The organism is Sphingomonas ginsengisoli An et al. 2013 (assembly GCF_009363895.1).
In the GTDB taxonomy this organism is placed as follows: Bacteria; Pseudomonadota; Alphaproteobacteria; order Sphingomonadales; family Sphingomonadaceae; genus Sphingomicrobium; species Sphingomicrobium ginsengisoli.
Genome location: NZ_CP045434.1, coordinates 2,270,341 through 2,291,294 on the forward strand (window position 1 = coordinate 2,270,341; position 20,954 = coordinate 2,291,294).

Annotated in this window: 26 protein-coding genes; 9 read left to right on the forward strand and 17 right to left on the reverse strand. The window is 68.9% G+C overall.

Annotation, left to right across the window (positions count from 1 at the left end; translation table 11 throughout):
• Window position 1: 1 nt before the first annotated feature.
• From GCU42_RS11050 to GCU42_RS11060, 3 genes are read right to left on the reverse strand one after another with little or no spacing between them, the layout of a single operon-like run.
• Window positions 2-598, reverse strand: coding sequence for an LptA/OstA family protein (locus GCU42_RS11050; RefSeq protein WP_114227559.1), 597 nt, complete (start codon window positions 596-598; stop codon window positions 2-4).
• 5 nt (window positions 599-603) lie between these two features.
• The gene (locus GCU42_RS11055; RefSeq protein ID WP_114227560.1) at window positions 604-1,326 is read right to left on the reverse strand and encodes an LPS export ABC transporter periplasmic protein LptC; all 723 of its coding nucleotides are present in this window, start codon (window positions 1,324-1,326) and stop codon (window positions 604-606) included.
• Window positions 1,319-1,939 carry a ribonuclease D gene (locus GCU42_RS11060; protein WP_114227561.1) on the reverse strand — a complete coding sequence of 207 codons (621 nt, stop codon included), beginning with the start codon at window positions 1,937-1,939 and terminating at the stop codon, window positions 1,319-1,321. The genes GCU42_RS11055 and GCU42_RS11060 overlap by 8 nt, the downstream gene beginning before the upstream one ends.
• Window positions 1,940-2,147: 208 nt before the next feature.
• Between GCU42_RS11060 and GCU42_RS15555 the strand changes: the two genes are divergently transcribed.
• Window positions 2,148-2,975 carry a cold-shock protein gene (locus tag GCU42_RS15555; RefSeq protein ID WP_114227562.1) on the forward strand — a complete coding sequence of 276 codons (828 nt, stop codon included), beginning with the start codon at window positions 2,148-2,150 and terminating at the stop codon, window positions 2,973-2,975.
• 72 nt (window positions 2,976-3,047) lie between these two features.
• Here the strand turns inward: GCU42_RS15555 and GCU42_RS11070 are convergent, their stop codons facing one another.
• From GCU42_RS11070 to GCU42_RS11095, 6 genes are all read right to left on the reverse strand, one after another.
• Window positions 3,048-4,175 carry a GNAT family N-acetyltransferase gene (locus GCU42_RS11070; protein WP_114227563.1) on the reverse strand — a complete coding sequence of 376 codons (1,128 nt, stop codon included), beginning with the start codon at window positions 4,173-4,175 and terminating at the stop codon, window positions 3,048-3,050.
• Window positions 4,162-4,875 carry a glycerophosphodiester phosphodiesterase family protein gene (locus tag GCU42_RS11075; RefSeq protein WP_114227564.1) on the reverse strand — a complete coding sequence of 238 codons (714 nt, stop codon included), beginning with the start codon at window positions 4,873-4,875 and terminating at the stop codon, window positions 4,162-4,164. Before GCU42_RS11075 ends, GCU42_RS11070 begins: the two co-directional genes overlap by 14 nt.
• Window positions 4,850-5,311: a RidA family protein gene (locus GCU42_RS11080; RefSeq protein ID WP_114227565.1), complete on the reverse strand. Its 462-nt coding sequence runs from the start codon at window positions 5,309-5,311 to the stop codon at window positions 4,850-4,852. Before GCU42_RS11080 ends, GCU42_RS11075 begins: the two co-directional genes overlap by 26 nt.
• Before the next feature lie 140 nt (window positions 5,312-5,451).
• Window positions 5,452-6,198, reverse strand: coding sequence for an SDR family NAD(P)-dependent oxidoreductase (locus tag GCU42_RS11085; protein ID WP_114227566.1), 747 nt, complete (start codon window positions 6,196-6,198; stop codon window positions 5,452-5,454).
• The gene (locus GCU42_RS11090) at window positions 6,199-6,807 is read right to left on the reverse strand and encodes an HAD family hydrolase (protein WP_114227567.1); all 609 of its coding nucleotides are present in this window, start codon (window positions 6,805-6,807) and stop codon (window positions 6,199-6,201) included. It lies immediately after the preceding gene.
• Window positions 6,804-7,043 carry a DUF3572 family protein gene (locus tag GCU42_RS11095; protein WP_114227568.1) on the reverse strand — a complete coding sequence of 80 codons (240 nt, stop codon included), beginning with the start codon at window positions 7,041-7,043 and terminating at the stop codon, window positions 6,804-6,806. Before GCU42_RS11095 ends, GCU42_RS11090 begins: the two co-directional genes overlap by 4 nt.
• An 85-nt stretch (window positions 7,044-7,128) precedes the next feature.
• Here GCU42_RS11095 and GCU42_RS11100 point away from each other — a divergent pair, with 85 nt between their 5' ends.
• Window positions 7,129-7,503: a response regulator gene (locus tag GCU42_RS11100; RefSeq protein WP_114227837.1), complete on the forward strand. Its 375-nt coding sequence runs from the start codon at window positions 7,129-7,131 to the stop codon at window positions 7,501-7,503.
• A 55-nt stretch (window positions 7,504-7,558) separates the two neighbouring features.
• Here the strand turns inward: GCU42_RS11100 and rpmG are convergent, their stop codons facing one another.
• A complete protein-coding gene (gene rpmG / locus GCU42_RS11105) occupies window positions 7,559-7,726 on the reverse strand; it encodes a 50S ribosomal protein L33 (RefSeq protein WP_114227569.1) in 168 nt (55 codons plus the stop codon).
• A gap of 188 nt (window positions 7,727-7,914) precedes the next feature.
• Here rpmG and GCU42_RS11110 point away from each other — a divergent pair, with 188 nt between their 5' ends.
• The 3 genes from GCU42_RS11110 to GCU42_RS11120 are packed head-to-tail and all read left to right on the forward strand — an operon-like array spanning window position 7,915 to window position 11,222.
• Entirely contained in the window at window positions 7,915-8,220 is a 306-nt protein-coding gene (locus tag GCU42_RS11110; protein ID WP_114227570.1) for a hypothetical protein, read from the forward strand.
• A 55-nt stretch (window positions 8,221-8,275) separates the two neighbouring features.
• A complete protein-coding gene (locus GCU42_RS11115; RefSeq protein WP_114227571.1) occupies window positions 8,276-9,874 on the forward strand; it encodes a cisplatin damage response ATP-dependent DNA ligase in 1,599 nt (532 codons plus the stop codon).
• Window positions 9,875-9,926: 52 nt separating this feature from the next.
• Entirely contained in the window at window positions 9,927-11,222 is a 1,296-nt protein-coding gene (locus GCU42_RS11120; RefSeq protein WP_114227572.1) for a metal-dependent hydrolase family protein, read from the forward strand.
• Here the strand turns inward: GCU42_RS11120 and GCU42_RS11125 are convergent.
• Together GCU42_RS11125 and GCU42_RS11130 are read right to left on the reverse strand one after the other, a co-directional pair.
• The gene (locus GCU42_RS11125; protein WP_114227573.1) at window positions 11,219-11,734 is read right to left on the reverse strand and encodes a GNAT family N-acetyltransferase; all 516 of its coding nucleotides are present in this window, start codon (window positions 11,732-11,734) and stop codon (window positions 11,219-11,221) included. The two genes, GCU42_RS11120 and GCU42_RS11125, sit on opposite strands and share 4 nt — an antisense overlap.
• A complete protein-coding gene (locus tag GCU42_RS11130) occupies window positions 11,724-12,626 on the reverse strand; it encodes an isoaspartyl peptidase/L-asparaginase family protein (protein ID WP_114227574.1) in 903 nt (300 codons plus the stop codon). Before GCU42_RS11130 ends, GCU42_RS11125 begins: the two co-directional genes overlap by 11 nt.
• An 83-nt stretch (window positions 12,627-12,709) precedes the next feature.
• Between GCU42_RS11130 and GCU42_RS11135 the strand changes: the two genes are divergently transcribed.
• From GCU42_RS11135 to GCU42_RS11150, 4 genes are read left to right on the forward strand one after another with little or no spacing between them, the layout of a single operon-like run.
• Complete coding sequence (locus tag GCU42_RS11135) at window positions 12,710-13,612, forward strand: SPFH domain-containing protein (protein ID WP_114227575.1); 903 nt, start codon at window positions 12,710-12,712, stop codon at window positions 13,610-13,612.
• Window positions 13,613-13,618: 6 nt separating this feature from the next.
• The gene (locus GCU42_RS11140; protein WP_114227576.1) at window positions 13,619-13,819 is read left to right on the forward strand and encodes a type II toxin-antitoxin system antitoxin; all 201 of its coding nucleotides are present in this window, start codon (window positions 13,619-13,621) and stop codon (window positions 13,817-13,819) included.
• On the forward strand, window positions 13,816-14,763 hold the full coding sequence (locus GCU42_RS11145; protein ID WP_114227577.1) for an alpha/beta hydrolase: 948 nt from the start codon (window positions 13,816-13,818) through the stop codon (window positions 14,761-14,763). Before GCU42_RS11140 ends, GCU42_RS11145 begins: the two co-directional genes overlap by 4 nt.
• Window positions 14,760-15,005, forward strand: a complete 246-nt coding sequence (locus GCU42_RS11150; RefSeq protein WP_114227578.1) for a hypothetical protein — start codon at window positions 14,760-14,762, stop codon at window positions 15,003-15,005. Before GCU42_RS11145 ends, GCU42_RS11150 begins: the two co-directional genes overlap by 4 nt.
• A 1-nt stretch (window position 15,006) precedes the next feature.
• Here the strand turns inward: GCU42_RS11150 and GCU42_RS11155 are convergent, their stop codons facing one another.
• The 5 genes from GCU42_RS11155 to GCU42_RS11175 are packed head-to-tail and all read right to left on the reverse strand — an operon-like array spanning window position 15,007 to window position 20,926.
• A complete protein-coding gene (locus GCU42_RS11155) occupies window positions 15,007-15,942 on the reverse strand; it encodes a S1/P1 nuclease (protein ID WP_114227579.1) in 936 nt (311 codons plus the stop codon).
• 21 nt (window positions 15,943-15,963) lie between these two features.
• The gene (locus GCU42_RS11160; RefSeq protein WP_114227580.1) at window positions 15,964-17,748 is read right to left on the reverse strand and encodes a DUF4231 domain-containing protein; all 1,785 of its coding nucleotides are present in this window, start codon (window positions 17,746-17,748) and stop codon (window positions 15,964-15,966) included.
• A complete protein-coding gene (locus GCU42_RS11165) occupies window positions 17,745-18,272 on the reverse strand; it encodes a hypothetical protein (RefSeq protein WP_114227581.1) in 528 nt (175 codons plus the stop codon). The genes GCU42_RS11160 and GCU42_RS11165 overlap by 4 nt, the downstream gene beginning before the upstream one ends.
• A 12-nt stretch (window positions 18,273-18,284) precedes the next feature.
• Complete coding sequence (locus GCU42_RS11170) at window positions 18,285-18,782, reverse strand: hypothetical protein (RefSeq protein ID WP_114227582.1); 498 nt, start codon at window positions 18,780-18,782, stop codon at window positions 18,285-18,287.
• A 23-nt stretch (window positions 18,783-18,805) separates the two neighbouring features.
• Complete coding sequence (locus GCU42_RS11175) at window positions 18,806-20,926, reverse strand: toll/interleukin-1 receptor domain-containing protein (protein ID WP_114227583.1); 2,121 nt, start codon at window positions 20,924-20,926, stop codon at window positions 18,806-18,808.
• Between the last annotated feature and the right edge of the window lie 28 nt (window positions 20,927-20,954).

The following is a 20,954-nucleotide window of genomic DNA, read 5'->3' on the forward strand; positions in this document are numbered from 1 at the left end:
CTCAGCCGCTTTTCTGCGTCTGGCGCTGGGGGACGGTGAAGTGGCCCTGCACCCGGCCGCCGTTCTGGCCGACGCCCGGCGGGCCGCCGTCGATCACCGCGCGGCCGCTGTCGAGGTCGATGGTGAGGCGATTGCCTTTCACCTGGCTGCCGTCACGGTCGAGCTGGACGTTGCCGATCAACGTGATGATCTTGCGGTTGAGGTCGTAGACTCCGAAGTCGCCGCGCCCGGTTTCGGACGGGGAGCGCACCGTGACTCCGCCAGCCGCATCTAGGCGGTCGATCTGGATTCCGCTGCCATTGGTCGACCCGCCGTTGTTGGTATAGGCGATCGTCAGCCGGTCGGTGGTGAGGGTGAGATCGTCCTGCTTGGCGACGACACTGCCCGAGAAGACCGCGCGGTCGGCACGATCCTGAACCTCGATCCGCTCGCTGCTGACATCGACCGGCGCATTGCCGTTATGGCCCTTGAGCGCCGAGGTCGGCTGGGCCCGCTGGATCGGCTGCGTCCCCGCCGGCTGCTGCGCCTGCGCGGCGGCGACCGTCGCCAGCGCGGTGCCGGTCGCCAGCAAGAGCCCGAGAGTGATGAAACGCCCCATGGTCCTCATCTGACCGCCCCTTGCTTAATTTTCAACCGCGCACCGCCATCGAGCACGACGGTCCGAGTGCCGAGATCGGCGTGGACCCGCCCGGCGGTAAAGGTACCGAGCGGAAGCCGGCCGCTGACCCCGCCGTTCAGCCCCAGCTGCTTGCTCCGCAAGTCGCCGTTGATGCTCCCCGCCGCCACATCGCCCTCGCGACCGGTGCCGGTGCCGTTACCGCCGGTCACCGTGCGGGTCTTCAAGTCGACCAGCACGTCATGCGTGAACAGTTGCTCGCCCTTGGGCCCGTTGACCCGCACCGGGCCGAGCACGCTGACCTGCTGGAGGTCGAGATTGTAGCGGCCGCGGTCGGCCTCGATCGTCGCCGGCCCCTCGACCATGCCGAGCTTGGCGAACATCCCGTTGATATCGACGATCGGCTGCTCGGAGGTTGGCTGGATCGCGCGCTTGGCCTGGACGGTGAACGGCTGCCCCTTGTCGTCCTGGCCGGTGTAGCTAGCCGCTTCGATCCGCATTCGCTCGGGCGACGATTCGACCTTTTTCTTGTCGAGGATGAAGCTGACCTCCTGCCGCTTGCTCAATGGAGCGAGCAGGAGAAAGGCGACCAGCACGCCGACCAGGCTCGGCAGCGCGATCTTGAGCAGGCGCACGAGGCCGTCGTGCCGGCTGCCCGGCTGCGCCCATTTCGCCTGCGTCTCGCGCTGCTCTGCCGCCGTCTCAGGCATGAGCGAAAATGTCCTCCTCGGGCCAGCCGGCGAGGTCGAGCCGAGCGCGGGTGGGGAGGAAGTCGAAGCAGGCCTGCGCCAGCTCGGTCCGGCCTTCGCGGGCGAGGCGGACGTCAAGCTTTTCCTTGAGCGCGTGGAGATAGCGCACGTCGCTCGCCGCATAGTCGCGCTGGGCGTCGCTGATCTCGGGCGCGCCCCAGTCGCTGGTCTGCTGTTGCTTGTTCAGATCCTGACCGAGCAGCTCGCGGACCAGTTCTTTTAGGCCATGGCGGTCGGTGTAGGTGCGGATCAGCCGGCTGGCGGTGCGGGTGCAGTAGAGCGGAGCGGCCATGACGCCGAGATAGTGCTGCATAATCGCGATATCGAATCGGGCGAAATGATAAAGCTTGAGCCGGTTGGGGTCGGCCAGCAGCGCCTTCAGATTGGGCGCCGCATAGTCGCTTCCCGGCGAGAAGCGCACCAGATGCTCGTCCCCGCTGCCGTCGGACAATTGCACCAGGCACAGCCGGTCGCGGCCCGGGTGGAGCCCCATCGCCTCGGTGTCGATCGCGATCGGCCCGGCGGCGAACAGGTCGGTGGAGGGCAGGTCTTCTTCGTGGAAATGAATGGCCATGAAAGTGCTGTTTCTCTTTCGGGCGGCGCTTGGCAAGGCCTCACTGAACCTTCGCTGGCCGCGCTCCTTCGAATCGGCTGGAGCGAACGAACCTTTTCGGGTAACGTGAATCATCTGCGCGCCTGTTTCGGCGTGTCGTGACCGGTTGCGCCCTGAGGCCCAGCGCGTTGGTTTGATTGATTATTCGGGCTGGAGAAGTGTGAAGGGCATGGGTTACGATCGAGGGCGCAAGGGTGATCGCGGTGGACGCGGTCGCGACAGCAAGGGTGATTTCGGCGGCGGCGGCGGTGGTGATTTCTACGGTGGCGGCGGCGGTTTCGGTGACCGCGGCGGCTTCGGCGGCGGCGGCGACCGGTTCGGTGGCGGCGGCGGTGGCGGCTACGGCGGCGGCGGCGGCGGTGGTTACCGCGGCGGCGGCGGTGGTGGCGGCTTCGGCGGCGGCGATCGCTTCGGCGGTGGCGGCGGCGGCGGTGGCTACCGCGGTGGTGGCGGCGGTGGCGGCTTCCGTGGCGGCGGCGGCGGTGGTGGTGGTGGCGGCATGCCTCCCCAGGTCGTCGGCGAAGGCAAGGGCACCGTTAAATTCTTCAATCCGCAAAAGGGCTTCGGCTTCATCGTCCGTGACGATGGCGGCGAGGACGTGTTCGTGCACATCTCGGCGGTCGAGCAGGCGGGTCTCACCGACCTCGCCGACGGTCAGCCGCTCGAGTTCACGCTGGTCGACCGCGGGGGCCGTATCTCGGCCACCAACCTGCGCATCGACGGTGAGCCGGTCGCGGTGGTCCGCGAAGAGCGCGCGCCGCAGCGTCAGCTGACCGGTGAGCGGACCAGCGGCACGGTGAAGTTCTTCAATTCGATGAAGGGCTTCGGCTTCATCCAGCGCGATGACGGCCAGCCGGACGCGTTCGTCCACATTTCGGCGGTCGAGCGCGCGGGCATGCCGTCGCTCAACGAAGGCGACCGGCTCGAGTTCGAGCTCGAGGTCGACCGGCGCGGCAAGACCGCGGCGGTGAACCTGCAGCCGATCCAGGAAGCGTAAGCTCCCAGCGAAAACTCGCGTGTCACGCGGGGCAGGGCCCGCCCGGACATGATCCGGGCGGGCCTTTTTCGTTCACGCCTGACGGAAGGGGAGTTCGGCGCGCAGCGCCTCGATCTCTTGGCCCACGCCCTCGCGCTCGGCATCGACGAAGCGCACGACCGCATCGCGGAAACCCGGATTCGGGATGAAGTGCGCCGAGCGGGTGATCACCGGCTCATAGCCGCGCGCCAACTTGTGCTCGCCCTGCGCGCCCGCCTCGACCCGCGCGAGTCCATGGCGGCAGGCCCACTCGATCGCTTGGTAATAGCAGAGCTCGAAATGGAGGAAGGGCACTTCCTCGGTGCAGCCCCAGTAACGGCCGTAGAGCGTGTCCGCCCCGATCCAGTTGAGCGCGCCGGCGATCGGCCGCCCGTCGCGCAGCGCAAGAAACAGCAGCAGCCGGTCGCGCTGGCTGATCGCAATTTGGTCGAAGAATTCGCGGGTCAGATAGGGCCGGCCCCACTTGCGGCTGCCGGTGTCGCGGTAAAATGCCCACATCGCATCCCATTCCGCGGGCCCGATCTCTGCGCCGCGCAGGGCGACGATTTCCAGCCCGGCCCGCGCCGCTTCCCGCTCCTTGCGCAGCGCCTTGCGCTTGCGGCTGGCCAAAGTGGCGAGGTAGTCGTCGAAGCTAGCGAAGCCGCGGTTGAACCAGTGATATTGGATGCCGTGGCGGATCAGCCAACCGCGCGCGGCGAAGTCGGCTGCCTCGTCCTCCTCGAGGAAGGTGGCGTGCGCGGACGACAGCCCGTTCTGGCTCGTCACCGCCTCGAGCGCGGCGAGCAGCGCCTGTGGCCGGGTGCCGAGCAGCCGCGGGCCGGGCACCGGCGTGAACGGCACCGCCACCTGCAGCTTGGGATAATAATCGCCCCCGGCGCGCTGCCAGGCATCGGCCCAGCCGTGATCGAACACATATTCGCCCTGGCTGTGGCTCTTGAGGAAGGCGGGCGCGGCGGCGACGATCTCGCCGGCTTCCTCGACCAGGATCGGCAGCGGGCTCCACCCGCTCGCCTCGCCGACGCTCCCGGAATCCTCCAGCGCAGCGAAAAAGGCGTGGGCAACGAACGGATTGCCGCTGGCCGCCAACGAGTCCCACAAGGCGGGCTCGATCCCCGCGATCGTATCGGCGATGCGGGCAGTTACGCGATCAAGGTCGGCCATCGCCCTCCCAGATAGGAGCGTCGGCGAACTTCGCCACCTTGGCGCGGTCGGCGGGAGAGCGAACGGTCCAGCTATAGACCGGCATCCGCCCGCGCTGCTTCGCCACCCACCGCTGGTCGAGCGCGCGGCAGTCGACCGCGAGGAATTGCGGCCTGCCCGTGAGTAGGAACAGCGCCCGCCACCACGGCTTGAGGCCGACGTCGATCACCAGTCCGCGCAGGACCGCCGGGGCGTTCGTCGCAAACCACCGCGGGACCCGCGGATCGAAGCTCATCACCGCCACCGGGCCGCGATAGCCAGCCAGCGCCGCGGCCACCGCTTGGCACAGCCGCTCAAGCCCGATCTCGCGCTTCACTTCGATCAGCAGCGGGACCTGGCCGTCGATCAGCGTGAGCAGGTCGACAAGGGTCGGAATGGGTTCGCCGGTGCCGAGCAGCCGCAGTTCGGCCGCGTGCGCCGACGAGCGATGCCGAAGGCAGCCGTCGGCGCCGGTCAGTCGCTCGAGGCCCTCGTCGTGGAAGACGTGCGCAATGCCGTCGGCGGTCGCCCGGACGTCGCATTCGATTCCCGCGCCGAGCGCCAGCGCGCCGCGCGCGGCGGCCAGACTGTTCTCGGGGACGCCCGGTCCGTGCAGCCCGCGATGCGCGAAGCCGAGCGGCCCGGGCTTCAGCGGGTCAGGCGCGGACCTGGACGACCGCATCCACCTCGACCGCGACGCCGAGCGGGAGCACCGGCACACCGACCGCCGAGCGGGCATGGCGCCCGGCCTCGCCGAACACCTGCTGCATCAGATCCGAGGCGCCGTTGGCGACCTTGGGCTGGTCGGTGAAGCTGGCCGCCGAATTGACGAATACGCCGAGCTTCACGATCCGCTCGACCCGGTCGAGCGAGCCGAGCGCCGCCTTGATCTGCGCCAGCAGCATCAGCCCGCACCGGCGCGCGGCGGCCTGGCCCGCCTCCAGATCGACATTCTCGCCCAGCCGCCCGGTGATCAGGCTGCCGTCCTCGGCGAAGCTGATCTGGCCCGAGATGTGGAGAAGGCCGTTGGCCTCCACCGCCGGAACATAGGAAGCGACCGGCGCGGCCGGCTGCGGAAGGATGATGCCGAGTTCGGCGAGGCGTGAGTCGATGGACATGAGGGCGCTCAAGCAGGCCCCTTCCTGGCGGTCAACCTTCGCTCGTCCTGGGCGGAAGACCGAAGGTCTGAAGTCGAAGGGCGTATGACGAGACGCCCTTCGACTGCGCTGCGCTCCGCTCAGGACGAGCGAGCGGCCTGTCAGCCCTGCTTGCTCATCGCAAAACCGGCGAAGCTTTGCCGGGTCGGCATCAGCTCGACCGTATTGATGTTGAGGTGCGGCGGCTGGTTGGCGATCCACCAGATGGTGTCCGCCAAATCCTCGGGGGTCATCGGCTCGAGCCCGGCGTAGAGCGCGTCGCTCGCCGCCTGATCGCCGCCATTGCGGACGACGGTGAATTCGGTCTCGGCCATTCCCGGTTCGATCGAGCTGACCCGCACCCCGGTTCCGGCCAGGTCGCAGCGCAGGTCGAGGCTGAACTGGCGGACGAACGCCTTGGTCCCCCCATACACCGCTCCACCGCGATAGGGGTAGGTGGCGGCGACCGACGACAGGTTCACGATCGCGCCCTTGGCCTCGATCAGCTTGGGCAGCAGCGCCTGGGTCAGCGCGACGAGCCCGGTGATGTTGGTCGCGATGACCTGGTCGAGCCGCTCCCATTCCTGCTCGTGCAGCGGGTCGGCCGGCGGTGCCAACCCGGCATTGTTGACCAGCAGTTCGAGGCCGCCCCATTCCCCCGCCAATTGCGGCAGCGAGCGCAGCGCGTCGAGGTCGCGCATGTCGAGTTCGAGCGGGAGGAAGGCGTCGCCCAGTTCCTCCTGCAGCGCCTTCAAGCGGTCGCCGCGGCGGCCGGTGCCGATCACCTTCCAGCCGTGTCCGACGAACAGTTTCGCAGCAGCCGCGCCGATGCCCGAGGTGGCGCCGGTGATAAGAGCGGTCTTGGTCATCTAAGCATCCTTCAAACGGTCGAGGATCCAGGCGGTCGCGGTCGGCCAGTCGTCGATCCGCGCGTCGGCGTCGGGCGCTGGCGGGACGATTGCGGCGATGCGCGGCTCGGCAATCATGTGCAGCCGCGCGGTCGCCGGCGAATATTTGGCGACGCTGGCATGGTGCACCGCGAGGTCGTCGACGAATACGCTGGGCGGATTGCCGTGTCGCTCGACCAGCCGCTTCAACGGCTCGCCCTTGCCGCCCTGATTGCAGACCACTTCATGGCGGATTCCGTGGGCGGCAAGCTGCTCGACCCGCCAGCTATGGGCATGGTCGCCAAGGTTGGTGAGGATGACGATGTCGGCACTCTCACCGATCCGCCCGAGCGCCTCGACCGCGCCGGGGACCAGTGTCTGGCGGTGCATTTCTTTCTGGAAGAATTCGTTGAGCAGCGGCCACACCTCGTCGGGCGGGACCGGCTCGCCGCCGCGGCTCAACGCTTTTCCCCAGTCGAGATTGTCGAGGTCGAAGCGCACGCCATGCGCTTCGTCGAGCCAGTCGGCGAAGTGGGACACCATGTGCAGCAGGACTTCGTCACAGTCGGTGACGAGGAGAGGGCGATTCATGCGTCGAGAGCGCTCCGGGCGGCGACCAGTTCCTGCGGCGGCATCTGAAGAGCCTCGGCGACCGCGACAAGGTCCGGCTCATGCGCTTCGAGGAAGCTCAGCACCGCCGCCAGCATCGCCGGCTCGGTGGCGCGGGCGCGCAGTTCGTCGGCGGTCAGACCGGTCAGCGTCAGCAGCCGCTGGGCGCGCGCTTCGTCCCGCAAGGTGACAGCCAGCGCCTGCAGCGCAACAATCATCGGGTCCGGGGTGTTTGGAGCGGGCCTGATCATCGCCTATGATGGGAGGTGAAGGGTTGAGGGAGCTTGTAAGGCCGTGGCCAGGATCCTGGTTGTCGAGGACAACGCCCTCAACATCAAGCTGTTCTGCGACCTGCTCGCGGCGCACGGGCACGAGCCGTGTGCGGTGACCGACAGCCGTGAGGCGCTTGAGCGGGCGCAGAGCTTCGCGCCGCAGCTGATCATCACCGATATCCAGCTGCCCCACGTCAGCGGGATGGAGCTCATTCGCTGGTTCCGCGACGATCCCGGCTTGCGCGATGTGCCGATCATGGCGGTAACCGCTTATGCCGGCGCCGGCGACGAGGACCGCGTCCGCGCGGCCGGCGTCCAGGCCTATGTCTCGAAGCCGATCTCGGTCGCGCGGTTCATCGAAGAGGTCAGCGCCCTGCTCGCGGAGAATGGCGCGGCGGTACACTGACGTGAAAAGGGGCGCCGCAGCGCCCCTCGTCAGCCAGCAAGAGGCGCCAAGCGCCTTACTTGATCTTGGCCTCCTTGAAGTCGACGTGCTTGCGCGCGACGGGGTCGTACTTGCGGAAGCTCATCTTCTCGGTCTGGTTGCGCGGATTCTTCTTGGTCACGTAGAAGAAGCCGGTGTCGGCCGTGCTGACGAGCTTGATCTTGACGGTTGCCGGCTTGGCCATCGTTCGAGTCCTGAAAGCTGGAAAAACAAAGAGCGGCGCTCGCACGCCGCCCGCATTCGCCGCGCCCATGCCGCGCCGCCACGCCCATGTCAAGGAATTCGCATCCGTTTCGCCGGTCCGTCACGGTGCTTTCATGCTTGTTTAACCGCTTTGGGCGACCGTCGCTTTACTTAAAGCGGAGTGAAGCCATGCGCGACGCCCTTGATGACATCCGCCGCGACCTGCGGTTGCGAATCGCCGATATTAACGGCCGCGCCGAGCGGTTGAGCCCGCTCGACATCCATGCGCGGCTCGACGCGGTGCGCGATGTCGCCGCCCGCGCCGGCCTCGGCGCCGCCGAAAGCCTCGCCAAGCGCTCGGCGCAACTGGCACTGCTGCCCGGCTGCCGGGTGTCGGTGCCGCAGGCGCTCAGCCATTTCGACGACGCGCTCGGTGCGCCGGAGGCGACCGACTGCCAGACGATTCTCGCCGCGCTCGCCGCCAGACTGCACTGACGGGAGCGCCCGCACCGACCCGAAACGAATCGGCGGGCCCGTGCATTAAGGGGCGATGCGCGCCTTCTCCCAGCTGCTCGACGCGCTCGTCTATACCCGCAGCCGCAACGCCAAGCTGAAGCTGATCGGCGACTATCTCCGCCGCACCCCCGACCCTGATCGCGGCTATGCGCTGGCGGCGCTGACCGGGTCGCTCGACATCCCCGCGGTCAAATCCTCGGTGATCCGCAACCTCGCCGAGACCCGCGTCGACCCCTTCCTGCTCAGCCTCAGCCGCAATTACGTTGGCGACACCGCCGAGACCGTGTCGCTGCTCTGGCCGACCCCCGATGCCGAACATCCCGAGATTGACGACGGCACCATCGGCCTCGCCGATGCGGTGACGCGCCTCCAGGCGATCAGCCGCTCGGACGCGCCGGCCGAACTGGCGCGAATGCTCGACCACCTCGACGCCTCGGGCCGCTATGCTTTGCTCAAGCTGGCGACGGGCGAGTTGCGGGTCGGGGTCAGCGCCCGGCTCGCCAAGCAGGCGTTCGCCGACGCCTTCGGGGTCGATGTCGAGGGGGTCGAGGAGGTCTGGCACGGGCTCGACCAGCCGTTCCTCGAACTGTTCGCCTGGGGCGAAGGCCACGCCGAGCAGCCGCGCGTGGTCGACATTCCGGTGTTCCGCCCGTTCATGCTCGCCCACCCTCTTGAGAGCGAGGAGCTCGACCTCGACGCTTACGCGGCCGAGTGGAAATGGGACGGCATCCGCGTCCAGCTGGTCCGCGCCGGCGGACAGACGAGGCTCTACAGCCGCACCGGCGACGACATCACCCGCAGCTTTCCCGACGTCGCCGCCGCCTTCGTCGTGCCCGGCGTGCTCGACGGTGAATTGCTGGTGCGCGGCGCGGGACAGGGCGCGGACGAGCATGGCGGCGCGGCGGCCAGCTTCAACGCGCTCCAGCAGCGGCTCGGCCGAAAGGTCGTCAGCGGCAAGATGCAGGACGACTATCCCGCTTTCGTCCGGCTCTACGATATCCTTTACGACGGCTCAGAAGACCTGCGTGAACTTGGCTGGGCCGACCGCCGGGCGCGGCTCGAGGCGTTCGTGCCCCGGCTTCCCGCCGACCGCTTCGACCTCTCGCAACTGATCGAAGCGAAGGACTTCACCGAGCTTGGCGAAATCCGCGCCGGCGCGCGCGACGCGGCGATCGAGGGGATGATGCTCAAGCGGCGCGATTCGCCCTACGTCGCCGGTCGCCGCACCGGGCTGTGGTACAAGTGGAAGCGCGATCCGCTGACCGCCGATTGCGTGATGATGTACGCCCAGCGCGGGTCGGGCAAACGGTCGAGCTATTACAGCGACTATACCTTCGGGGCGTGGAACGAGGCGGGTGAGCTGCTGCCGGTCGGCAAGGCCTATATGGGGATTACCGACGAGGAGCTGCGCTGGCTCGACCGCTTCGTCCGCCAGAACACGGTCCAGCGCTTCGGCCCGGTCCGCGAGGTCGAGAAGACGCTGGTACTGGAAGTCGCGTTTGACAGCGTCCACCTGAGCAAGCGTCATCGCTCCGGCCTGGCGATGCGCTTTCCCCGGATCAGCCGCATCCGCACCGACAAGCCGGCGCACGAAGCCGACCGGCTCGACACCCTGCTCAACATGGTCACTTGAAGCGTGACTGGCCCGCGCTAGGCTGCGTTCCAACAGGGATGAGGGGACGACCATGATCGGGAAGATGCTGCTCGCCGCGGGCGCGCTGATGCTGTCGGGCGCGGCGAGCGCCGAGACCTACGCGATTCAGGCCGGACGGCTGATCGTCGACGCGGCGCAGCCCGCGCGCGGCCCCTCGACGGTGATCGTCGACAATGGTCGGATCGTGCGGATCGAGTCTGGCTTCACTACCCCGGCGGGGGCGACGGTGGTCGACCAGCGCGCCCGCACGGTGTTGCCGGGGATGACCGACGTTCACGTCCACCTGACAAGCAATTCGGGCGAGCCCTGGTACAACGGCTATACCCAGAAATATTCGGTGCCTTATTCGGCGACCGTCGGCCTGACCCATGCCCTCGAGATGGCGCGCGCAGGCTTCACCACCGTACGCGACCTCGGCGGCGCGACCGCGGCGGTGACCGCGGTGCGTGATGCGATCGGCGAGGGCCGCTTCCCGGGCCCGCGGGTCAAGGTGTCGGGCGACCCGCTGTCGATCGTCGGCGGCCATGCCGACCCAGCCACCGGATTGCCGCCCGAGATGGCCGCCGCCTTCGACGCCGCGCACCTCAGCAGCGCAGTCTGCACCGGGCCGCAGCAATGCCAGGAAGCGGTCCGCCACCTTGCCGCCGCGGGTGTCGACGTGATCAAGATCATGGCCACCGGCGGTGTGCTCGACCCTGGCGCGCGCGGCCTTGATCAGCATTTCACCGACGAGGAGATGCGCGCGATCGTCCAGATGGCGCATTCGTCGGGCCTCAAGGTCGCCGCCCATGCCCACGGAGCGCGCGGGATCCTCGCCGCGACCAACGCCGGGGTCGATTCGATCGAGCATGGCACCTTCCTCGACTCCGCCGGGGCGCAGGCGATGAAGGCGCACGGCACCTATTATTCGGCGACCCTGATCGCGCTGAGTGCCCTTCCGGGACTGATCGAAGGCAATAAGATCCCGCCAAGCTCGCAGGCCAAGGCGCGGCAAGCGCTGACCGCGTGGGGCAAGGGCCTCGCGCTCGCCTATCGGAGCGGGGTCAAGATCGCGCTCGGGACCGATTCGGCGGTCGCCCCGCACAAGGACGCGGGCAAGGAAGTCGAGCTGATGGTGACCAAGAGCGGGATGACCCCGCGCGACGCGCTGATCGCGGCGACCAAGGGCGGGCCCGACCTGCTCGGAATCGCCGGCGAGACCGGGACGCTCGATGCGGGCAAGTCGGCCGACCTGATCGCGGTCGACGGCGATCCGCTGACCGACCCCAGGGCGGTCCAGCACATCGGCTACGTGATGGTCGAGGGCCGGCCGATCCCGATGAACTAGAGCGTCTTCTCCAGCACCACGAAGGCGAGGTCGGCACGCTTGGGCGTGTAGCGCTGCTCATCATAGGGGAAGGGGCGGGTCTCTCCCGTCGGCCGATAGCCGCGCCGCTCATACCAGGCGATCAGCTCGGGCCGCTGGGCGATGACCTGCATCTCCATCCGCGTTGCGCCAAGCGTATCGCGGGCGAAGGCCTCGGCCCCCGCCAGCACGTCGCGGCCGGTCCCGCTCGCCTGCGCCGTCGGGTCGACCGTCAGCATACCGAGATAGGCGAGCCCCTCGCCCTTGTCGGTCACCGCCACGCAGGCCCCGAGCGCATCACCCTCGCGCCGCAATAGGATGTGCTGGGCGGGGTTAGCGAGCATGGCGGCGAGCTCGGCGGCATCGGTGCGGCGCCCGCCGACGAGGTCCGCCTCATGACTCCAGCCAGCGCGCGCGCTGTCGCCGCGGTAAGCGCTTTCGACCAGCCGTTCGAGCGCTGGGAGGTCGGCCGCGGTCGCCGGCTCAAGCCTCATGCACCGCCACCGTCCGGCCCGCGGCATTGGCCTGCCCGCGGAACATCCCGCGGGTGGTGAAGCCCCACGCGGCCGTTCCGTCGGGTGCGACGCCGATCAGACCGCCGGTCCCGCCGAGCGCGCGAATGTCGGCAAGCACCGCGTCCAAGGCCTGCTGAAGGCTCTCGCCGAGCATCCGCATCCGCGCGCCGACCTCGTGCGCGGCGGCGGCGCGAATGAAGAACTCGCCCGAGCCCGTCGCGCTGATCGCCGCCGAACGATCGTCAGCATAGGTGCCCGCCCCGATCAGCGGCGAATCGCCGATCCGGCCGTAGCGCTTGGCGGTCAGCCCGCCGGTCGAAGTGGCGGCGGCGACATGGCCGGCGGCATCGACCGCGACTGCCCCGATCGTTCCATATTTGACGTCGGCGTCGAACCCGCCGCCGCTGGCCAGCACGCGCTCGAGCTGGGCTCGGCGCTCGGGAATTTCGAACCACTTCGGGTCGACGGTCTCGAGGCCGTGGTCGCGGGCGAATTCCTCGGCGCCGTCGAAGCTCAGCAGGACGTGCGGGCTATGCTCCATCACCGCCCGCGCCGCGCTGATGGGAGCGCGGATCGTGGTCAGCCCGGCGACCGCGCCCGCCGCTCGAGTGCGCCCGTCCATGATCGCGGCGTCGAGCTCGATATGCCCGTCATGGGCGAGCACGCTGCCGCGCCCGGCGTTGAAGGCGGGATCATCCTCGAGCACCCGCGCCGCCGCCTCGACCGCGTCGAGCGAAGAGCCCCCCGCTGCGAGGATCGCCGCGCCCGCGTCGAGCGCGGCGGCGAGCCCGGCACGCCCCGCCGCTTCCTCCTTTTCCGAGAGACGCAATTCCCCGCACCCGCCGTGCACCACCAATTGCCAGTTCGTCATGCCCGCGCGCTTAGGCCCCGACCCCCGCTTGCGCAAATCCCTACTCCCATATAAATATGATATCAGATTAAAGGGGAACGTTCATGAGCGAGTCGCCAAACCCAGTCCTGACTTCGAGCCGCGAACGCGGCGCCGCGACCGTCAGCGGCTACGGGATGTTGCTGTTGCTGCTGCTGACCATCGCGGTGCAGGTGTTCGCGGTCGTCAGCCTCGCGCACCAAACCGCGTTGGAATGGATGCCAGTGGTCGCCGTGGTGACCCCGGTCGTCTTCGTATTCGTGCTGTTCGGCTTCTACATCCTCCAGCCCAACCAGGCGGTCGCGATCACCCTGTTCGGTGCCTATCGCGGAACCGACCGGACCACCGGCCTGCGCTGGGTGCTGCCGTGGGAAATGCGGCGCAAGGTGTCGGTCCGCGCCAACAACTTCATTTCCGAGCGGCTCAAGGTGAACGACCTGCGCGGCAACCCGATCGAGATCGCGGCGCAGATCGTCTGGCGGGTAATCGATACCGCGCAGGCGCTCTACGATGTCCAGGATTACAAGGCGTTCGTGGTGGTCCAGGTCGAAGCGGCGATCCGCACCATCGGCTCGCGCTATCCCTATGACGATTTCGAGCATCAGGAAGTGACCCTGCGTGGCAACCACGACAAGGTCGGAGTCGAACTGCGCGAGGAGCTGAATGCGCGGCTGGCGGTCGCCGGGATTACGGTCGACGAGTGCGGCTTCACCCACCTCGCCTACGCCAGCGAGATCGCCGGGGCGATGCTCCGCCGCCAGCAGGCGCAGGCGGTGGTCGCCGCGCGCAAGACGCTGGTCGAGGGTGCCGTCGGCATGGTCGAAATGGCGCTCGAGCAGCTGAGCGCGAAGAATGTCGTCGAGCTCGACGACGAGCGCCGCGCGGCGATGGTCTCGAACCTGATGGTGGTGCTGTGCGGCGAGCGTGACACCCAGCCCGTGGTCAACACCGGCACCCTTTACCAGTAGTTGCGGATGGCGGAGCGCAAGGCCTTTCCGCTGCGAATCGACGCGACCCTGTGGGACGCGGTGGAACGCTGCGCCACGGCCAATCTGCGCTCGGCCAATGCCGAAGCGGAAATGTTGATCCGCGAAGCGTTAAAGGCGCGCGGAGTGGCGGTGAGGCCGCCCCACCCGGTCAAGCGGGGACGCCCGCCAAAGGAGAAACAAGGATGATCACCCTGATCCTCGCCGCGGCCCAGGTGATGACCGCCTCCCCCGGCGCACTGCGCCAGACCGAGCTCACCGCCGGCACGGGTCGCCAGCTTGTGGGCACGCTGCTGCAGGCAGTCGGCACGCCGCGCGCCACCGTTCTGATCATCCCCGGGTCGGGGCCGACCGATCGCAACGGCAACAATCCGCTCGGGATCAACGCCGCGCCGTACAAGCTGCTCGCCGAGGGGCTCGCCGCCCGCGGCATCGCGACGCTCAGGATCGACAAGCGCGGCCTCGGCGGCAGTCGCGGGGCGGGCGATGGCAACAACGTCACCATCGGCCGCTACGCCGCCGATACCGGCAGCTGGGTCACCGCCGCGCGGCAGGCGACCGGCGCCCGCTGCGTCTGGCTGGCCGGACATAGCGAAGGTGGGCTCATCGCGCTGGCGGCGGCGGACCGGCCCGACGTCTGCGGACTGGTCCTGCTCGAGGCGGCTGGGCGCCCGCTCGGCGGCATCATTCGCGAGCAACTGCGCGCCAATCCCGCCAACGCCCCGATCCTCGCCGACGCCGAGCGAGCGCTCACCAGCCTCGAAGCCGGCCGCCGGGTCGAGGCGGCAAGCCTGCCGCCGGCGCTCGGCCAAGGCTTGTTCAACCCGGCGGTGCAGGACTTCCTGATCGACGAATTGCGCTACGACCCGGCCAAGCTCCTCGCCGCCTACAAGGGACCGGTGTTGGTGGTGCAGGGCGGAACCGACCTCCAGGTCAAGCCGGCCGACGCCGACCGGCTGGTCGCGGCGCGGCCGGGGGTCGCTCGGGCCGACTTCCCGACCATGAACCACATCCTCAAGGAAGCCCCGGCAGCGCGCGACGCGAACATCGCGACCTACGGCAACCCCAATCTGCCGCTGGCGCCCGGCCTCGTCGACCGCATCGCCGCCTTCGTCACCGAGAAACGGCGATGAGCGACGGGCCCGAATGGTTCGAGCCCAAGCGCGTCGGCTTCGGCGCCGGGCTGCCGATCGCCTGGCAGGGCTGGGCGGTGCTCGGCGTCTATTTCGCGCTGGTCGGGGTCGCGTTGCGCTACTTCGACGATGACAAATTGACCGGCGCTGCGATCGTCCTCCCGGCCACCGCCGCGCTGATCTTCGTCGCCAGCCGCACCACTCGCGGCGGCTGGCGCTGGCGCCGCGGTGACGATGACTGAGCTAGCCGGCGGTCGGCGGGCGCTGCGGCCGTTGCGGCGCCTTGCCGTAAAGCAATGCATCGTCGAGCAGCCGCGCCAGCCGCAGCCCGCCGGTCACAACCTGGCGGCGGATCGGCGCCATCACGCTGCGGATCTTCTCCTCGGTCATCACCGGCCGCTCGGCCGGCAGCGGGCCGCACGGATCGCCAAGCAGCGTGCCATAGGCATAGGTCCGGGCATTCTCCCAGCTCTGCCGGCTCCACTCCTCGGTGGTGCCCTGCGCCAGCGCGGCGCGCTCGCCGACCGGCACTTCGGACAGCAGCTCGCGTGCCCGCCCGGCGAAATTGGCGTCGTTGGGATTGCCCGGTCGCGCGCTCGGGCCCGACGTGATCGCGCGCTCGGGCAGCCAGCCGTCCCAGATGCTGTGAAGGTTCGTCTTGCCGGCGATGGTCCCGTAGGTGACCGGCAGGTCGTTGCCGCCGCGGTCGCCGCGGTCGCCGGCGTGCATCGGCTGTGACAGGTCGCCGACGAAATGGACGAGGTAGGCGAGCGCCATCACCCGCTCACGCACCGGCACCGTCTTGTCGGCAAGCAGGCGCGCGTTGCGCTCGATCTGCGCGCTGACGCAATTGCCGTCCTTGCACGCCTGACCGAGGCTGAACGCCTTGCAGACGTTGACGTTCTGATAGTGCCAGCTGCTCTGATAGCTGAAGCGGTCGCCCAGGGGCTTGATGCAGTCGGCCCAGATGCTCGCCTGCTCGATCGTCGCGACCGGGCAGGTCGGCGTCTCGAGCAGCCGGCCCTGACGAAGCAGCGCCTCGATCCGCGCGCGGGTCTCGGGCCGGACCGATTGCCACGCCACCGCGGCGACGGTCTCGTGGCCATATTCCCAGTAAGCGGCGCTGGGCGCAGCGGCGAAGAGCGCGCACAGCGCGGCAAGCAAGCGGATGATCGGCACGGGGGGCGATCTAGCCGAGGCTCATCCGAGCGACAACTCGTGGAGTTCATTAACTAATCGCCATTCGCCGAGGTCGGCGAGCATCACCCGCGCGGCCTGCTCGGTGAGGTCGGCGGTGCGCGGGAGGGTGGTCGCCAGCTTGAGGTCGGTGACGATCCGCTCGAGCTGGTCGGCGGTGTTGCGCGCACGCGAGGCGAGCGAACCGAAGTCGCCCTGGACGCGGATGCCGAAGATGGCGGTGCCGAGCGCGGGCAGGCCCGCCGAGAGCACGGTGCTCCATGCGCCGATCCGCTGGAGCAAAGGTGGATCGAACAGCAGGCAACCGACCGAGAAGAGGGTCACGCCAAGGGTCGCGGCGAAGATCGCCAGCGCCGCCCACTCGAGCCGTTCGTCGAGCGCCTTCACCTGGCCGCTGGTGTGGCGGTTGTAGTCGACCTGGGGCTGCAACTCGTGCGCGGCAATCGCCGCCGCCAGCGGCTGCACTTCGTCGAGGTCGAGCCGACCGGCGGGGCAGCCGATCGTCCGCCACACCGCCGCTGCATACCAGTCGATCCAGCGCCGGGCGACCGGCTCGGCGGCGTTACCGGGCGGGTCGGGCGCGGCGATGCCGAGCAGCTTGAGGCTGCGCATCGGTCGCAACCGTTCCGCCAATTGGCGATAGTCGAGCCAGCGCTGGTGCCAGCCGCGCCGCGACCCGGCCTGGGTGTTGACGATCACCGCCAGCACCACCGCCGCCTCGATCAGCGCGAGCTCGAGCGGGTTGGTCGGCAGCACCAGTCCGCTCAACCCCACCAGCGCGCCGAAGGCGGCCAGCAGGAAGTTGAACACCAGGCTCGAGCGATAGGTCTGGGCAAAGTGGCTCGCCAGCCCGTCGCTCCACACATAGGCGCGCTGGAGCAGGTCGAGCGGCACCCCGACGCCGTGGCAGTCGGCGCAGCTCAAGCGGTAGCTGTCCCACTCATCCGCCGCCGCCTGAAGCTGCGGGCGGGCGGTGAGGTCGCGGCGCGAGATTCGGCGGGTGCCCGCCAGCGTCATCAGCAACGGATATTCGACCCGCCAGCGCCACAGCCGCAAGCGTTCGTTGCGGAAGCGGTCGAAATATTGCCGCTCTGGTGGATCAGCCGGGGGCAGCAGCACGGCCGACAGCACCGCGCGCAGCGTCGCCGCGTCGGCCGGGCGGCCGCACTGGCGATCGCCGGGACTGGTCACCACCACCGGGTCGAACGCGCTCCACAGCAGGGTCACCGGCTGGTCCGGATCGGTCGGCAAATGGATCACCGGGGTCCCGCGCAGCAGAGCGGCGTCGACCGTCTCGGCCGTGCCGCCGCGGCCGCGTGCCAGCTCGCCGTCCCAGATCGCGATCAGCAGGTCGGAATGGGCGATGGTCGCGCGGCCGGCCATAACGAACCCGTCGAGCGGCCGCTCCGGCTCGCCGGGCAATTCGAGCACGCAGCCTGCCGCGGCCACCAGCCGGTCGAGTTCGGCCGCCTCGTCTTGGTCCATTGTCTCGGCGTAGCTGGCCCGGTCGAACGGCAGCACCGCCTGCAACCGCCAGCCGCGCTCGAGCGCGACCGCCGCCGCCATTTGGTCCGCGCCCGATGCGAGCGGGGAGACGAGAGTCAGGATCGGCGGCGGCGGAGCGAACAGCGCCGCTTCCTGCGCATGGAGGTCGCCGGCGATTCCCTCGATGTCGGCGATCAGCCGGGTCAGCCGATCCCGCAGGCCCGCGGCATCGCCTAGCCCCGCGCGGCGGTGGCCAGTGATCCCGACCGCCAGGGCAAAAGGGACGGGCGCATATTCGCTCAATCGTCGGCCGTGTCGCGCCAGAAGGAGATCAGCGCCGCCAGGCCCGCGATTGCGAACAGCCCGCCTACCGCGCCGATGATCGCGACACTGTTCGCCTCCCAGAAGCTCGCGCCGCCATTCTGGTTATTCATGATCGGGTCGAGGCTGATCGGCTTCCGCACCCCGTCGGCGTCGACCAGGTTGAGGGTGTATTTGAGCTGTTGGCAACTCGGGTCGCGGTTGGTGACATATAATTCGAGCCCGTCTGCACTCGTGCCGTCATACACGAAGCTGGGATGAGGCTGATACTTCGTCGGGCAACCCTTCGCGGCGTCCTGGACCCAGAAGCCGTCTTCGTCGCTGGCGAAGACGAAGTTGGCCGGATGAGGATTCTGGATCCGGAAGGTGATGGCATAGACCCAGTCGCCTGGGATCTTGTCATCCTTCTTGTTGAACTTCAGATCTTTGATCTTCGTGATGGAATAATCGCCCGAGGCGTCCTTGTGGACGATTACCGGCACCATGATGGGCTTCGATTTCGTCATGACCGCTCCTCTTTAATTCCTGCTGCCCGAGCCACCGTTCTGGTTGTTCATGATCGGGTCGAGGAAGGCGACGATCGTGTCGCCCGGACCCTCGGCCGCGACAAAATTGAGCCGGAAGCTCAGCAGGCAGGGCTCGGCATTGTCGTTGCGGACGCGCAGCCGCTTTGGCCTCGACGAGAGCGGGACCACGCCGTGGTCGCGCGACGGCGCCATCGGGTACGGCGGCGCGGCGGCGGCAGTGCCGCGCGCGACCCAGATGGCGGTGAACTTGTCGGGATGGAAAGCCAGCGCCCCGCTCGGATCATCGAGCATGAAGTCGGCCTCGTGCCAGTCGCGCTTGTGCAGTCCGAGCGCGTCCTTGCTGTAGGTGACCTCGGCCGTCGCCTTACCGTCCGCTTGCAGCTCGAACGACCAGTCGGCCCCGTTCCGCCGCGCCTTGACGGTCAGTTCGCTGGCATGGGCGCGACCTTCGGTTTTGGGCGACGGCGGGCGGTGGGCGGTGTCCGGCATGGTCGAGGTCCCCAAAGTGCGTGTCACGTCCGCCAACCGGTGGCGGCAAGCTGGGCGCCGAGCGCGCTCGCTTCGGCGCTGCGGCCCAGCCGCTCGAGCAATAACTGGCGTTGCGCGAGGTCGGTGGGCGTCTGCTCGACCGTGATCGGCCAAGTCGCGAGCGCCTCGTTCCAGGCGGTCATCGCCGACGCCCGGTCGCCCATCGCGGCGGCGATATCGCCGGCCAGCGATTGCGCCCGCGCCAGCGCGAAGCGCGCGTCGATCGGGTCGGCGCCGGGATCGTTGCGGATTTCGGCGATGAGCTGGCCGGCGGTCAGCATCGCCGACGCGGCGGCGCCTTGAGCAAGGCTGAGCCGCGCGCGGTCGTCGAGGCATTTGCGCCGCATCTTCTTGGCCAACACCGCGCTATTGGCGGGGTTGAGCCGCTCGGCCACCTTGCAGCCGGCCTCGGTGAACGTCGCCGCGGCGCCAAGCTGGCCCTGCCGCAGCAGCAGCGCCGCATGTTCAAGCCGCGCGCCCGCCGCGCTGCTGGCCCAATTGCCATTGGCCGGGTCGCGGCGGACCAAAAGGTCGGCCAGCGCCACCCCGCGGCCCGAGATCGCGAGCGCGGCGACGCGATCGCCGACCGCCGCCTGCTCGCGCGCCAGCGAGCGCAGCGCGACCAGCTCCTTTTCGAGCAGCAGGCTGTTGTCGGGAGCCGGCGCCAGCGCCTGCTGCAAGGTGGCGAGCTGCCGCATCCGCTCGGCTACCGCGGCGGGCAATTGGCCTGAGCGTTCGAGCGCATCGGCGAGGTCGCCCCGCGCCTCGATCTCGAGACTCGCATAATCGGCATTGGCGGGATCGGCGCGGCGCAGCGTCCCAAGCGGCTTCAGGACATGGCCGAAGCGCGTTGCTGCCTCGCGCGAATGGCGCGTCTGCAGCGCCAGCACGCCGAGATTGCTGTCGGCGTAGATGCCCTCGAGCTGCCATTTCACATTGGCCGGCTCGGCGGCGATCATGCGGTCGGCGAGCGCGCGATAGTCGGTGAAGCGCGCGCCGGCCTCGTCGTAACGGCCCTGGGTCGCGGCGAGATTGCCGATCCAGAAGACGTTCTGGGCCTGGTCGAACAGCCGCTGTGGGTTGGCGGGATCACGGCGCAGCGCCTCGGTCGTGCTCGCCAGCCCCTCGCGGTACAGCGCCAGCGCGCGGGCCAGGTCGCCGCGGCGCTGGGCGATGTCGCCCATCAGCGTCAGCGCCCGGCTGCGCTGGCCCAGCGCTTCGTCGCTCAAGCCCGCCTTGTCCTGATGCTCATAGTAATTGAGCACCTTGCCGCCGACCGCGTCGAGCGCGTCGAGCCGCCCAACCGGCTCCAATTTGTCCTTCAAATCGCCGATCATGAAGCCGACCAGGCTTTCGGCCTGGCGACGCTGGTCGCGCGCCTCGTCGCGTGCCTGCAACGCCACCACCGCCAGCCCGGTGGTCAGCAGCATCCCTGCGATCGACCCTGCGCTGACCAGCATCCAGCGACGGTGTCGCTGCTGTTCCTCGCGCTGGACCAGCTCGTCGAGGCGGACGTCGAGCATCCCCGCGACGAGCTTGAGCAATCCCATGTCGCGGCCGTCGGCTTCCGCGCGCAGGTCGGCGGCGATCGGCTCGGCATCGTCGCCGACCAGCCGGCCCCGCGCGTCATAACGTTCGCTCAGCGCCGCGGGCAGGCACTCACTGGCGGGATCGGCTGAGTGGGGTTCGCCGCCGACGATCGCGGCGAGCACCTTGCCGTCGGGACGCAGCCGCTTGAAGGCGCGGATCTCGGCATTGACCCAGCGACTGGCGACGGTCGCGGGGGAGCAGAGCACGATGAGGTGGCGCGAGCCCTCGATCATATCGTTGATGTCGCCGCCAAGATCGCCCGACGCCGCCAGCTCGCTGCGGTCCTGGAAGATCGGGGCGAGCGTGCGCGGGACGAGGAAACGCTCGGTGCGGCGCCCGACCAGCTCTGGCGGAACGCGGAATCGTTCCAGCGCGCGGTGCAGCCAGTCGGCGTGGCCCGCATCGGCATGGCTGTAGCTCAGGAAGGCCCAGTAGCGCTGGACGAACGGCTTGCGCGCGGCCGGCTTGCGGGATCGTCCCGCGCGCGATCGCGACAGAAGGGCCGATTCATCCACCCCGTCAGGTCCCCGACTCTGAGCCTCG